Raw genomic sequence first — 14,033 nt, forward strand, 5'->3', positions numbered from 1 at the left:
CTGAAATCGCGCTGCCCGCGTCCACAGGAGGCGGGCAACCTGGCGTCAGCCGTGCGGTACCGCGCCCTTGCCCGCGCTCCCGGCGTACTGCTCCTTCAGGTGCCCCTGGTCATCCAGCAACCAGGCATCCATGATCTCGCGCACCACGGGCCCGGCCACCCGGCCACCCGCCTCGCCGTTCTCGATCATCACCGCCACCACGATCGAGGGATGCTCGGCGGGGGCGAAGCCAACGAACAGGGCGTTGTCGCGATGCCGCTCCAGGGTCTTGTCGCGGTTGTAGCGCTCGCCCTGGCGGATCGCCACGACCTGCGCGGTGCCGCTCTTGCCGGCTATCCGGTACTGCGCGCCGGCGGCAGCCGCACGGGCGATGCCGCGCGGGTCGTGCATGACCATCTGCATGCCCTGGCTGACCTGGTCCCAGGCGCGTTTGTCATGCAGCACGATGTCCGGCATCGGGTTCGGGTCGACCGGGTGCTCGCCACCCACGGTCATGGCCAGGTGCGGACGGTGCCACACCCCCTTGCTGGCCAGCAGGCTGGTGGCCTGCGCCAGTTGCAGCGGGGTGACCTGCATGTAGCCCTGGCCGATGCCGAGGATCAGGGTTTCGCCGGGGAACCAGGCCTGGCGGCGGGTGGCGCGCTTCCATTGTGCAGACGGCATCAGGCCGGGCGCTTCCTCGAACATGTCCAGCGAGACCTTCTGGCCCAGGCCGAACTCGGCCATGTAGTCGTGCAGGCGGTCGATGCCCAGCTTGTGCGCCAGGTCGTAAAAATAGGTGTCGTTGGAACGCATGATGGCGGTGTACATGTCCACCCAGCCATCGCCGCTGCGGTTCCAGTTGCGGTACTTGTGGTCGTAGTTGGGCAGCTCGTAGTAACCGGGGTCGAACACGCGGCTACCCGGGTTGATCACGCCGCTGTCCAGGCCGGCGATGGCCACTTCCGGCTTGACCGTCGAGCCTGGCGCATACAACCCGCGCAGCACGCGGTTGAACAGCGGACGGTCGATCGAGTCGCGCAGTGCTGCGTATTGCTTGAAGCTGATGCCCTTGACGAACAGGTTGGGGTCGAAGCTGGGGTTGCTGACCATCGCCAGCACGTCGCCGGTGGCTGGGTCCAGCGCCACCACCGCGCCGCGGCGATCGCCCAGGGCCTTTTCGGCGGCCTGCTGTAGTTTGGCGTCCAGGCTCAGGACGATATCCTTGCCCGGCACCGGATCGTGATGGCGCAGCACGCGCATGACCCGCCCTTGGGCATTGGTCTCGACTTCCTCGTACCCCACATGGCCGTGCAGCTCGTTTTCGTAGAAGCGCTCGACGCCGGTCTTGCCGATCGACTGGGTGCCGCGGTACTCGGTGCTGTCGAGGGTCTTGGCTTCCTTTTCGTTGATCCGCCCGACGTAGCCGACCGAATGGGCGAAGTGTTCGGCCAGCGGGTATTCGCGAATGAACTGCGGCTCGACATCCAGGCCGGGCAGGCGGAACTGGTTGACCGCGATCAGCGCGATCTGCTCTTCGCTCAGGCCGAACATCAGGGTGACGGGTTCGAACGGCTTGCGGCCGCGGCGCAGGTCTTTGTCGAACTGGGCGCGGTCGTCGTCGGAGAGGTTCAGGACCTTGGCCAGGGCATCGAGCACGGCGGGGGTCTGGCCGTTGGTGCGCTCGCGGGTCATGGTGAGGTTGAAGCTGGGCTTGTTGTCGGCCAGCACCACGCCGTTGCGGTCGTAGATCAACCCGCGCTCGGGGGCGATGGGCAGCACGTGCACGCGGTTGTTCTCCGATACCGCCGATTGCTGGTCGTGCTGCAGCACCTGCAAGACGTACAGCCTGCCGATCAGCACGGCAACCAGGCCCAGGGTCAGCGCGGCGCAGACCAGCAGCCGGCGGTTGACCAGGTGCTTTTCCTTTTCGTGGTCCTTGAGGGGAATCGGCTGTGGCATGGGGGCTCGGTGAAGTGATGGCGAGTGAAGGCGAGGGCTGGCCCGCAGTGGGCCGTCTGCGGCCCCAAGGGCCGGGGATGCTACGCAAGCTCGGCGGTCGGCTCAAGGTCGGCCACGGCCAGCGAATACCGTGACGCGCCGCCCACCCCGGTAGCAGCGCGCTGGCGTGGAAGATGAAAATTCCTTCATCTGACCGCTGGCGCCCGGTCGCCGGCTGCGCACCGCTGTCGATGTCAATTTCCGCCACCTGTCGTCATGAACTGGCACAATCTCTTGTTTGGCTTATTCGGAGACTTCCATGCTGCGCATATTCGAGCGTTGGCTAGACCCCTTCCCACCCGACGAAGCCCCACCACCGCCCATGGGCCTGGCCCGGTTCATGTGGGCCTGCACGCGCGGCGCCCGGGGCTATATCGTGGCGCTGGCGCTGCTCAGCGCTGCAGTGTCGATCTACGAGGCCTGGCTGTTCGCCTTCCTCGGCCAGGTGGTGGACCTGCTTTCGACCTGGAAAGTGGGCGATGCGGTGACCGCCGAGGAAGCGAGGGTGCTGTGGGGCGCGGGGGCCGTGCTGCTGGTCAGTATCGCCCTGGTGGCGGGGCGCACGCTGGTGCAGCATCAGGTGCTGGCGATCAACCTGCCGCTGCGGCTGCGTTGGGATTTCCATCGCCTGATGCTGCGCCAGAGCTTGTCGTTCTTCTCCGACGAGTTCTCTGGGCGGGTCACCACCAAGGTGATGCAGACGGCGCTGGCGGTGCGTGAGGTGCTGTTCACCCTGATCGAGATCCTGCCGGGTATCGGCGTGTACTTCGTGGCGATCATTGCCCTGGCTGGCGGCTTTGCGCTCAAGCTCATGCTGCCGTTCATTGCGTGGGTGGTGCTGTTCGGCCTGACCATGGTGTATTTCGTCCCGCGCCTGGGAAAGGTTGGCCAGGAACAGGCTCATGCCCGCTCGTCGATGACAGGGCGGGTTTCGGATGCCTACACCAACATCACCACGGTGAAACTGTTTTCCCACTCCCGGCGCGAGGCACACTTCGCCCGTGCGGCGATGGAAGATTTCAAGCAGACCGGCTTTCGCCAGATGCGCCTGGTCAGCCTGTTCGAGATCGCCAACCAGGCGCTGGTGGTCGGCCTGATCATGGGCGCGGGCGGTTACGCCTTGTGGCTGTGGCACCAGGGCGAAGTGGGCGCCGGCGCAGTGGCGGCGATCACTGCCATGGCACTGCGCGTCAATGGTATGTCGCACTGGATCATGTGGCAGATGACCTCGCTGTTCGAGAATATCGGCACCGTGCAGGACGGGATGGTGACCCTGACCACCGGCCCCAAGGTCCAGGATGTGCCGAACGCGGGAGAGCTGGTGACCCACGGCGGGGCGGTGAGCTTCGATAATGTGCGTTTCAACTATAACGGCGAGCGCCAGGTGCTCGATGGCCTGAGCCTTGAGATTCGCCCCGGCGAGAAGATCGGCCTGGTCGGCCGCTCCGGTGCGGGCAAGTCGACGCTGATCAACTTGCTGCTGCGTTTCTATGACGTGGACAGTGGCGAGATCCGCATCGACGGGCAGAACATCGCCCAGGTCACCCAGGACAGCCTGCGCAGCGCCATCGGCATGGTCACCCAGGACACCTCGCTGTTGCACCGCTCGATTCGCGACAACATCGCCTACGGGCGCCCCGAGGCGAGCGAGGCGCAGATCCGTCGTGCTGCCGCCAGTGCCCAGGCCGATGGCTTCATCAGCCAGTTGAGCGACCGCCAAGGTAACACCGGCTACGACACCTTGGTCGGCGAGCGTGGCATCAAGCTGTCCGGTGGCCAGCGCCAGCGCATCGCGATTGCGCGGGTGATGCTCAAGAATGCCCCGATCCTGCTGCTCGACGAGGCCACCAGTGCGTTGGACTCGGAGGTCGAGGTCGCCATCCAGGAAAGCCTCGATGACATGATGCAGGGCAAGACGGTGATCGCCATCGCTCACCGGCTGTCCACCATTGCGGCCATGGACAGGCTCATCGTGATGGATGAAGGGCGCATCATCGAGCAGGGCACCCACGCTGAACTGCTGGCCAGGAACGGCACCTATGCGCGGTTGTGGCAGCATCAGAGCGGTGGGTTTCTGGGCGAGGATCAGGGCGTGGTGGAGCCTACCGAATAGGCGTCCTGCGACCGTTCGTCGCCAGGATTGCCTGGTCTTGCATCCACAACGGCTGCTGGCGGGTACAGGAAGACAACAGTCATCGACTGTCCAACCGAGTGCCCACCAGGAGTCCATCCCATGAAAATCCCGTTTGCCACGATCCTGCTCGTATCGAGCTTCACGCTCGCGCAACAGGCTGCCCATGCTGCGGTGCCCGATGCCGTCAAGGTGCCCGCAGGCCACACGGTCATGCTTGAAACCGTCGGCGTCGGTGAAATCACCTACGAGTGCCGTGACAAGAGCAATGCGCCGGGCGAGACCGAGTGGTTCTTCGTCGGTCCCAAGGCGACCCTCAGCGACCGCAGTGGCAAGGCTGTCGGCGACTACTTTGGCCCGCCCGCCACCTGGCAGGCCAAGGACGGCTCGAAAGTCACCGGCACCCAGCTTGCCGTGGCCCCTGCGGGCAAAGGCGATCTGCCTTACCAACTGGTCAAGGCGAATCCGGCCGAGGGTAAAGGGGCAATGCACGGGGTCAGCTACATCCAGCGCCTAGCCACCCAGGGCGGTGTGGCGCCGGCAATGGCCTGTACAGCGCAGAACAAAGGGGCGCAGCAGATCGTCAAGTATCAGGCCGACTACATCTTCTGGTCTGCCAAATGACGCGTGGTTGAACCCACGCTTGGCAATGGATCATCTACGCTGCTCTACGAGCCCCGGCCGCAAGGCCGGGTGTCAGCGCCGACACAGGACCGTGCCGAGAGTGAATTCATCCGTTACGCCTTTCGATTTCCAGGGTTGCCTTGCCGCTTGCGCGCGGGGTGACCGCAGCGCCTTGCAGGCGCTCTACGACCATGAAGGTTCGCGTTTGCTCGGGGTGGTGCGGCGCATCGTGCGTGATGACGCCATGGCCGAGGATATCGTCCACGACGCGTTCATTCGCATCTGGACGCGGGCGACCAGCTTCGATGCGACGCGAGGTTCGGCCCGGGGCTGGATCTACAGCATCAACCGCCACCTGGCCTTGAATGCCGTGCGCGACAGCCGACAGGAGACGGCGTTGGACGACGCGGACATCGCGACCTTGGTTGGGGAATTCGACGAGGGCGCCATCTGGTCAGGCTCCGCGAAGATCTATCGCTGCCTTGAGCAACTGCAGCCTGCACCGCAGCGGTGTGTCCTGCATGCCTATGTAGACGGCTGCAGCCACGCGGAAATCGCCAGCCTGATGGGGGCGCCGCTGGGTACGGTCAAGGCGTGGATCAAGCGAAGCCTCGAGGCGCTGCGGGAGTGCATGACATGACGCCGGGTTCAACCGATGACCCTACGCAACTGCTCGACGTGCTGGCGGGGGAGTATGTGTTGGGGACGCTGTCTGCCGAACAGCGCGCTGCGGTGCTTGCGCGACTGGACCGCGAGCCGGACTTGCGGGCGGCTGTCGACCGTTGGGAAGCGCGCCTGCTCGAGTTGACCACGCTGGCAGAGCCGCAAAAGCCAAGCACGCGTCTGTGGCGACGGATCGACCGCAGTATTTCGGAGCAGGCCCGGCAGGTGCGTCCGACAAACCGATGGTGGAGTCGTCTGGGCCTATGGCAAGGCGTGAGCGTCGCCGGTCTGGCGGCCACGGTGTTGCTGAGCCTGGCCCTGCTGACCACTCGGCCTGCGACGACCCACTACCTGGTGGTGCTTGTAGCGCCGACCGATCAGGTGCCCGGCTGGGTCGTGCAGGCCAGCGATGCGCAGACTATCGCGTTGATCCCGCTGGGCCGGGATCAGGTGCCCGAAGGGATGACCCTGCAGTTCTGGACCAAGGGTGAACAATGGCAGGCGCCAGTCTCCCTGGGCTTGGTCAAGCCTGGCGAGCAGTATCGCGTTCCGCTGCGCGACCTGCCGCCTCTTGAACCCAATCAGCTGTTCGAACTGACGCTGGAGAAGGCTGGCGGCTCACCCACGGGCCGGCCGACTGGCCCTGTGAAGTTCATCGGGCGTTCGGTGAAGGTCATTTGATTTTCAGTTGCTGGTGACTGCCGATGGAGACTAGTCACATTTAGTTACTACGAAATGGCATCAAATTGCCTTGTTGGCCCGAATCATGAGGGCTGAACAGGCGCTTTGCCACCCAACAGTCACAAAGTTGTAATACAGCTGCTGCAAAGTGTTCCGGCCATCACACGGAGCGCTTTTCCATGATACGCCTGATGAAGTCTGCTGCACTCGCCGTTGCCGTTTCGCTTAGCGCCACTTCGGCCTTCGCCGCAGAAAACGTCCGCCTGACCGGTTCCGGTGCGAGCTTCCCTGCACCGATCTACCTGACCTGGTTCAAGGATTTCAGCAAGAAGACCGAAGGTGTCACCGTCGATTACCAGTCCAAGGGGAGTGGTGCCGGTGTCCAGGACTTCCTGAACAAGACCGTCGACTTCGCCGCCAGCGACTCGGCCATGAAAGACGAAGAAATCGCCAAGGTTGCCGAAGGTGTGCAACTGCTGCCGATGACCGCTGGTGAAATCGTCCTGGCCTACAACCTGCCGGGCAACCCCAAGGGCCTGAAGCTGCCGCGCGACGTCTACTCCGACATCTTCCTGGGCAAGATCACCCAGTGGAACGATCCGAAGATCGCCGCTGCCAACCCTGAGCTGAAGCTGCCTGCCACCCCGATCACCGTGGTCGTGCGTGCAGACTCCAGCGGTACCACCGCCGTCTTCACCAAGCACCTGTCGGCTATCAACCCTGGCTTCAAGGAAGCGCTGGGCGAGGGCAACACCGTGAACTGGCCGGCGACCGACAAGTTCATCAAGTCGCCGAAGAACGATGGCGTGACCGCCACCGTACGCCAGACCCCGGGCGCCATCGGCTACATCGAATACGGCTTCGCCAAGCTGGCCAAGGTCGACTTCGCTGCCCTGCAGAACAAGGCCGGCCAGTATGTCGTACCGAACGCCGAAAGCGGTGCCGAAGCACTGGCTGCGGTGAAGATGCCGGAAAACCTGGTGGCCTGGCTGCCTGATCCGGACGGTGCCAAGTCCTACCCGATCACCTCGTACACCTGGATGATCTTCCGCAAGGACAACGGCAACCCGGCCAAGGCCAAGGCCATGCGCGACATGATCGAGTACAGCCTGACCGAAGGTCAGAAGATCGCCGACTCGATGGGCTACATCCCGCTGCCGCAGTCGGTTGTCGACCAGGTGCGCAAAGCGGCCCAGAACATCCAGTAAGACTGCCAGGTTGCGCCCGGCCTGCCTTGCAGGCATGCCGGGCGCCTCTGCCCCTGTCCCGGAAATAATCCATGAACACACCTTTTGCCATTCCGGATAACCCCGACTCTGCATGCCAGCCGCCGTCAACCAAGGACTTCCTGGTCGACCGTACGTTCCGTGCACTTGCACGTATCGGCGTGGTGCTGGTGCTGGCACTGGTCTTTGCGCTGGTCTACGAAGTAGGGCGCAAGGCGCTGCCGGGTATGGAGAAGCACGGATTCGATGTGCTCTTCGGCAGCGTGTGGGACGTTAACCAAGGCAAATACGGCATTCTGCCGGCGATCTGGGGCACGCTCTACAGCGCCCTGATTGCATTGCTGATCGCCGGTTTCTTCGGTGTCAGCATGGCGATTTTCCTCACCCAGGATTTCCTGCCCGCAAAACTCGCTGCGGTGTTCCGCACCATCGTCGAGCTGCTCGCCGCCATCCCCAGCGTCGTCTACGGCCTGTGGGGCATCTATGTGGTGATCCCGGCGATCCGTCCGCTGACCGCATGGTTGAACAGCGAACTGGGCTGGATTCCGTTCTTCGGTTCCTCCTTGAGTGGGCCCGGGCTGCTGCCAGCGGCACTGGTGCTCGCCATCATGATTCTGCCCACCGTGGCTGCCGTGTCCCAGGATGCGCTGACCAGCGTGCCGATGAAGACCAAGCAGGCAGCCTACGGCATGGGCACCACCCACTGGGAAGCCATCCTCAAGGTGATGGTGCCGTCTGCCGCCACTGGCATCTTCGGCTCCCTGGTGCTCGGCCTGGGCCGTGCCCTTGGCGAGACCATGGCGCTGGCCATGCTGGTGGGCAACGCCAACACCATCACGCTTTCCCTGTTCGCCCCGGCCAACACGCTGGCGGCCTTGCTGGCCCTGAACTTCCCTGAAGCCGGGCCGAACGAGGTCGAGGTGCTGATGTACGCGGCGCTGGTACTGATGTTCATCACCCTGCTGGTGAACGTCATCGGATCGCTGATCATGCTCTACGCCCAGCGGGGTAATAAATAATGACCGACCTCACGACCCCTGCAACTGCATTGCCCAGCCTGCAGCGCCGGTTCGAAGGCCGCGCCCTGCGCAGCCTGACCCTGACCACGATGGTCTGGTGCGTGGCCCTGCTGGCCAGCGTGCCGCTGATTTCCGTGCTCTACATGCTGATCACCCGCGGCGGTGCACGCCTGAGCCTGGAGGTGTTCACCGAGCTGCCGCCCACCGGCTTCGAGATGGGCGGTGGTTTCGGCAACGCCATGGCCGGTACCTTCGTCATGGTCGGTATCGCCGCTGCCATCGCGGTGCCGGTCGGCATCCTGGCGGCGATCTTCCTCGCTGAGCTCGGTCCGGACAGCAAGCTTGCCAACGCATCGCGCTTCGCCGCCAAGATGCTGACCGGCCTGCCGTCGATCCTGGCTGGCGTGTTCGCCTATGCCCTGGTGGTCATGACCACCGGCACGTATTCCGCACCGGCCGGTGGTGTGGCGCTGGCGGTACTGATGCTGCCGATCGTCGTGCTGACCGCCGAAGAGGCGATGAAGATGGTGCCCAAGATCATGAAGGACGCCGCCTACGGCATGGGCTGTACCCGCGCCCAGGTGATCTGGAAGATCATCCTGCCGACCGGCATGCCGGCCATCCTTACGGGCGTCATGCTGGCCGTGGCCCGCGCCGCAGGCGAAACCGCGCCGCTGCTGTTCACCGCATTGTTCAGCAACTACTGGATCTACCACGATGGCAGCCTGGCGGTGATGAACCCCACGGCCTCGCTGGCGGTACTGATCTACAACTTCTCCGGCATGCCTTTCGACAACCAGCTGGAGCTCGCCTGGGCGGCCTCGCTGGTACTGGTGATGATCGTGCTGGTCGTGAATATTCTCAGCCGTGTTTTCGGCAAGCCTAAGTATTGAGAACGGGAGCATCCAACTTGAACGTATCGACTGCGCAAAGAGCCGCTCCGTTGGTCAACCAGGCACCAGTGGTCATGGACTGCAAACTGGATAAGATTTTCTACGGCAACTTCATGGCGGTCCGCGACAGCCATGTACCGATCGAAAAGAACAAGATCACCGGTTTCATCGGCCCGTCCGGCTGCGGCAAGAGTACCGTGCTGCGTAGCCTCAACCGCATGAACGACCTGGTGAAGGGGTTCCGTTTCGAAGGCCACGTGCACTTCCTCGGCCAGGATGTCTATGGCAAGGGTGTGGACCCTGTGGTCGTGCGCCGCTACATCGGCATGGTGTTCCAGCAACCGAACCCGTTCTCGATGAGCATCTTCGACAACGTCGCGTTCGGCCTGCGCCTGAACCGCTACAAGGGCGACCTGGGCGACCGCGTCAAGCATGCCCTGCAAGGTGCAGCGCTGTGGGATGAGGTGAAGGACAAGCTCAAGGTCAGCGGCCTGTCGCTGTCCGGCGGGCAGCAGCAGCGCCTGTGCATCGCCCGTGCCATTGCCACAGAGCCGGAAGTGCTGCTGCTCGACGAACCCTGTTCGGCACTCGACCCGATCGCGACCCGGCGCGTCGAAGAGCTGATGGTGGAGCTCAAGAAGGACTACACCATCGCCCTGGTGACCCACAACATGCAGCAGGCGATCCGTGTTGCCGACACCACCGCGTTCTTCTCGGTGGACATCTCGCAAGGCTCGCGCACCGGCTACCTGGTCGAGATGGGTCCAACCACCCAGATCTTCCAGAACCCGCGCGAACAACTGACCAGTGACTACATCAGCGGCAAGTTCAGCTGATCGTTCACTCGACCGAAGCGGTTGGATGTCGCAGGCCAGGATGGCCGCTGCGACAGTCCGACCGCTTTTACTTTTTTAGTGTTTCCAGAGATTACTTATGCGTGCGACGCGTCGTCTTGACCTGTCAGCGGTAGAACGTGCACTGCGGGATGTGCAGCGGCGTTTCACCGAGCTCAGCAAGCACTTTACCGAACCGCGTGACCCGTTCACCGATGAGGTGCTGCAAAATGTGCTTGAAGGCTATGCCCTGATTGACGACTATGTCGCGCGGGGTATCGACCTGTTCGACCTGCAGCAGTTGAACCTGATGCTGGAGATCAACGCCACGGTGCTGTGTGGTAGCGATCCTGAACGTCGAGTGGAGTTCGCCCAGCACCTGATCGCCACCGAAGTGCACTTCTTCAACAACGTCGAAGGCGGCATCAAGGATCTGTACAACTGGTATTGCTCGTATGGCAGCGATTCGGTGTGGAAACGCGCAGCAGGCGTGTATGTTCGCATCCTGAGCAAGCCGCAGCTGTTCATTGAAGGCAACAACCGCACGGGGTCGCTCATCGTCAGTTATCTGCTGATGCGCGCAGGGCTACCGCCGTTCGTGCTGACGCTGGACAACGCCGAGGGCTATTTCAACCCGTCCTCGGTCATACGCAACTCTGCCAAGCATGGTGTAAAGGCCTTGTACGAATTGCCCAAGATCAAGAAAAAGTATGCGGCGTTCCTGGAAGCGCAGTCGCCCGATCCGGAAAAATTCTTCCTGGGCGAAGCAGCAACGCCTGCCTACCGGGAGGTTCGCTGATGGGTCGCTATCCGATGCTCAAGCAATGGCGCGCCGGCAGCCGCCAGGCCTGGCAGGGCGTTACCCGGGCCTTCAGGCGCCCGCGGGTGCGTATCTCGTTCGACATCGACGACACGCTGGCTTGCCTGCCGCACCACAGCCCCGAAGAGCACAGCAAACTGCCGGGCTTCGTTCATCGTTGGCTGGGCGAGCCGCTGCGCATCGGCACCCGCGCGCTGATTCGCGATCTGCGCCGCCAGGGCTATAGCGTCTGGATCTATACCTCGTCCGGCCGCACACCTTCCTACATCCGTCGTTGGCTGTTGCTCTACGGCATCCGTGTCGACGGCGTGGTCAACAGCGATCGGCACCAGCACGTGCTGAACGTCAACGGTCTTGAAAACCCTCCCTCGAAATTCCCGCCGGCATTCGATATCGACCTGCATGTCGATGATTCCGAGGGCGTGCGCATCGAAGGCGACGACCATGGTTTTCGTGTTGTCGTGGTCTGCCCCAAGGACAAGAACTGGGCGCAGAAGGTCATGGACGCTGCCGTCGAAGTCCAGGCAACCCTGGCCTGGCAGCAGCCGCTCAGGCACCAGGTGCCAGTCCAGTCATCCTCCGAGGCACTGTTGTCCTGACAGTGCGCCAGCGTCTGGCCGGCGATCCCGACCCGCTCACCCCAACGGGTGATTCCCCGGCGCACAAGCCCATGGCACCATCCGATCAGCGGAATTCCAGGGGTCACAGACGTGCAAATCGATCAGCTCTCATCAGTCCAGTGGTTCGAGGCGATGGCGAAAGTCACCGCCGCCATCGGCGCCCAGGGTTTCGCCACGGCGCTGTTCGACGCGCTGGCCTTGGTCGGCCCGGTCAAGGCCAGCACGGTCTACCTCTATCCGCGCGAGGGCTTGCCATCGGCCTGGTCGGAATGCGATGGACCCGGCCCATGGCGGCCGGAAGGCAACGTACGGCGATACCTGTCCGGTTTCTACCTGCTCGATCCGTTCTACGACCAGTGCATGGAAAGGTCCGACTCAGGCTGCTATGCGCTGGCCGATGTTGCACCCGATCACTTCAAGCTCAGCGAGTACTACCTGGCGTTCTACCGGCACTCGCACCTGGAGGACGAGATCAACTACCTCCTGCAGCTGGACGAGAGCCTGAGCCTGGCGGTTTCGTTGGCCTTCACCGATGAGCTCGACGAGGCGGCAAAGTCGCGTTTCAAGTGCATCAGCCCATGGGTGCTGGCGGTGCTGACCAAGCATTTCGAGGGGTATCAGGGCCGTGGCGGGCGCGAGGAGAAGGTCTGGGAGCAGCGTGTGCATGCAGCCTTGAGCAATTTCGGGTCGTCCTTGCTGACCGAGCGCGAGTGCCGGATTGCCCAGCTCATCCTGCGCGGGCATTCGACAAAGTCGTTGGCCGAGCGTCTCAAGGTTTCCGAAGACACCATCAAGTCCCACCGCAAGCATGTCTACGCCAAGCTCGACATCGGTACGCAGTCCGAGCTGTTTTCCCTGTTCATCGATGCCCTGGCCAATGCCCATGGTGTGCTGGAGCGGGATCCGCTGGAAAGCTACATGAGCAAGCCGCGCTGAAGCGAAAACGCCGACGAGTCATCGTCGGCGTTGTCATTCAAGGTCAGCGTGACGCTGGTCAATCGGCCATCTGCAACTCAGGCAGTTTCACCCGGAACGCCCGAGTAAGGCCGATCAGCAACACCAGGCCCAGCCCCATCCAGCACAGGCCAATGGTGAAGGACATGCTCGACAGGCTGGTCCACAGCCACAGCGTGCTGAGAAAACCCAACCCCGGGATCAGGCCGTAACGCATGCAGTTTGCCGTACCGCGCAGTTTCTGGTCGGCCAGGTAGTGCTTGACCACCGCCAGGTTGACCGCCGAGAAGGCGAACAGCGCGCCGAAGCTGATCATGTTGGCGACGGTGTCCAGGCTGATGAACAGCGCACTCAGCGAGACCAGGCCAACCACCAGGATTGCGAAGGCCGGGACGCGTTTTTTCGTCACCAGTTGGCCGAAGGCACGGGGCAGGGCGCCGTCACGGCCCATGGCGAACAGCACCCGCGACACACTGGCCTGGGAGGCCATCGCCGAGGCGAAGCAGCCTGCCACATAGGTGGCGGTAAAGGCGCTGGCCAGCAGGCGCCCCCCTGCGCTGTTCATCACCTCTACCGGGGCGGAGTCCGGGTTGGCGAAGCTGCTCCAGTCCGGGTGCACCAGTTGCGCGAAGTACGACACCAGCAGAAACAGCAGGCCGCCGATCAGCGACACCGCCATGATCGCCCGCGGGATGCGCCGGGTCGGATCGCTGGTTTCCTCGGCCATGGTCGAGACCGCGTCGAAGCCCACGAACGACAGGCACAGCACGGCAGCGCCGGCCATGATCGCCGAGGCGCTGAAGCCTTCATGGTAGAAGGGCGCGGTCAGCGATATCGGCTGCGCTTGTGTGGTCAGGCTGTTGATCGACAACGCCACGAACACCACGATGAACACCAATTGTGCGACCACCAGGATGCCGTTGACCCGCGTCACCGACTCGATGCCGATCAGGTTGAGGAAGGTCACCGCGCCGATGGCGCCCAGTACCCACACCCAGGCGTGGACCGTCGGGAAGTATTCCGACATGTAGATGCCGATCAGCAGGTAGCTGAGCAGTGGCAGGAAAATGTAGTCGAGCAGCAGCGTCCACCCCGCCATGAACCCTGCGTGGGCGCCGAAGGCTTTGCGCGTGTAGGTATAGACCGAGCCCGAGTAGGGATGCGCCTGGACCATGCGGCCGTAGCTGTAGGCGGTGAAGAGCATGGCGCCCAGGGTCAGCAGGTAGGCGGTTGGCAGGTGGCCCTTGGTGATCTGGGCGACCAGCCCGTAGGCGGAGAACACTGCCAGCGGCACCATGTAGGCGAGGCCGAAGAGCACCAGGGCGGTCATGCCCATGGATTTGCGAAAGCGGGTACTGGCAGCGCTCGTATGTGCCGTGGAATGCGCAGCGGTTGTGGTTGTTGTATGCATGGCTGACTCCGGGTGCAGGACGCCGCAGTATGCGAGCGGGCTCGATACTGTCGAGGGAGAGGGCGATTGGGCTGAAGGCGGGGCGAGGGCCCTTCGTTCAGGCGCTGTGGCTATCTCGAGGGCGGGAGCGAGTGCGACGTGAGGTGATGAAGCGTGCGTTCATGGCGTTGTTCTCTTT

At 63.3% G+C, this 14,033-nt stretch carries 13 protein-coding genes; 11 read left to right on the top strand and 2 right to left on the bottom strand.

Features of this window, described 5'->3' with window-relative positions; genetic code table 11:
* Nucleotides 1-45: 45 nt before the first annotated feature.
* Entirely contained in the window at nucleotides 46-1,941 is a 1,896-nt protein-coding gene (gene mrdA / locus VA602_RS20125) for a penicillin-binding protein 2 (protein ID WP_323454114.1), read from the bottom strand.
* A gap of 298 nt (nucleotides 1,942-2,239) precedes the next feature.
* Here mrdA and VA602_RS20130 point away from each other — a divergent pair, with 298 nt between their 5' ends.
* The 11 genes from VA602_RS20130 (at nucleotide 2,240) to VA602_RS20180 (ending at nucleotide 12,426) form a co-directional block, all read left to right on the top strand.
* Nucleotides 2,240-4,093: an ABC transporter ATP-binding protein gene (locus VA602_RS20130; RefSeq protein WP_323454115.1), complete on the top strand. Its 1,854-nt coding sequence runs from the start codon at nucleotides 2,240-2,242 to the stop codon at nucleotides 4,091-4,093.
* A 120-nt stretch (nucleotides 4,094-4,213) separates the two neighbouring features.
* The gene (locus VA602_RS20135) at nucleotides 4,214-4,735 is read left to right on the top strand and encodes a DUF3455 domain-containing protein (RefSeq protein WP_112898043.1); all 522 of its coding nucleotides are present in this window, start codon (nucleotides 4,214-4,216) and stop codon (nucleotides 4,733-4,735) included.
* A gap of 100 nt (nucleotides 4,736-4,835) precedes the next feature.
* Complete coding sequence (locus VA602_RS20140) at nucleotides 4,836-5,375, top strand: sigma-70 family RNA polymerase sigma factor (protein WP_065863514.1); 540 nt, start codon at nucleotides 4,836-4,838, stop codon at nucleotides 5,373-5,375.
* Nucleotides 5,372-6,079: an anti-sigma factor gene (locus VA602_RS20145; RefSeq protein ID WP_323454116.1), complete on the top strand. Its 708-nt coding sequence runs from the start codon at nucleotides 5,372-5,374 to the stop codon at nucleotides 6,077-6,079. The genes VA602_RS20140 and VA602_RS20145 overlap by 4 nt, the downstream gene beginning before the upstream one ends.
* Nucleotides 6,080-6,258: 179 nt before the next feature.
* Nucleotides 6,259-7,287 (top strand): phosphate ABC transporter substrate-binding protein PstS, encoded by a 1,029-nt coding sequence (gene pstS, locus VA602_RS20150; RefSeq protein ID WP_323454117.1) that lies wholly within the window; start codon nucleotides 6,259-6,261, stop codon nucleotides 7,285-7,287.
* 71 nt (nucleotides 7,288-7,358) lie between these two features.
* Nucleotides 7,359-8,324 (top strand): phosphate ABC transporter permease subunit PstC, encoded by a 966-nt coding sequence (gene pstC / locus VA602_RS20155; RefSeq protein ID WP_054894154.1) that lies wholly within the window; start codon nucleotides 7,359-7,361, stop codon nucleotides 8,322-8,324.
* Nucleotides 8,324-9,217, top strand: a complete 894-nt coding sequence (gene pstA, locus VA602_RS20160) for a phosphate ABC transporter permease PstA (protein WP_054894155.1) — start codon at nucleotides 8,324-8,326, stop codon at nucleotides 9,215-9,217. Before pstC ends, pstA begins: the two co-directional genes overlap by 1 nt.
* Nucleotides 9,218-9,291: 74 nt before the next feature.
* Nucleotides 9,292-10,053: a phosphate ABC transporter ATP-binding protein PstB gene (pstB, locus tag VA602_RS20165; protein WP_054894178.1), complete on the top strand. Its 762-nt coding sequence runs from the start codon at nucleotides 9,292-9,294 to the stop codon at nucleotides 10,051-10,053.
* Nucleotides 10,054-10,150: 97 nt separating this feature from the next.
* Nucleotides 10,151-10,849 (top strand): Fic family protein, encoded by a 699-nt coding sequence (locus VA602_RS20170; RefSeq protein ID WP_323454118.1) that lies wholly within the window; start codon nucleotides 10,151-10,153, stop codon nucleotides 10,847-10,849.
* A complete protein-coding gene (locus VA602_RS20175) occupies nucleotides 10,849-11,469 on the top strand; it encodes a hypothetical protein (RefSeq protein ID WP_407682521.1) in 621 nt (206 codons plus the stop codon). Before VA602_RS20170 ends, VA602_RS20175 begins: the two co-directional genes overlap by 1 nt.
* A gap of 153 nt (nucleotides 11,470-11,622) precedes the next feature.
* Nucleotides 11,623-12,426 carry a helix-turn-helix domain-containing protein gene (locus tag VA602_RS20180; protein ID WP_054894158.1) on the top strand — a complete coding sequence of 268 codons (804 nt, stop codon included), beginning with the start codon at nucleotides 11,623-11,625 and terminating at the stop codon, nucleotides 12,424-12,426.
* 58 nt (nucleotides 12,427-12,484) lie between these two features.
* Here the strand turns inward: VA602_RS20180 and VA602_RS20185 are convergent, their stop codons facing one another.
* A complete protein-coding gene (locus VA602_RS20185) occupies nucleotides 12,485-13,855 on the bottom strand; it encodes an APC family permease (RefSeq protein WP_323454119.1) in 1,371 nt (456 codons plus the stop codon).
* Nucleotides 13,856-14,033: the final 178 nt, after the last annotated feature.

It is taken from the genome of Pseudomonas machongensis, assembly GCF_034961125.1.
Lineage (GTDB): Bacteria > Pseudomonadota > Gammaproteobacteria > Pseudomonadales > Pseudomonadaceae > Aquipseudomonas > Aquipseudomonas machongensis.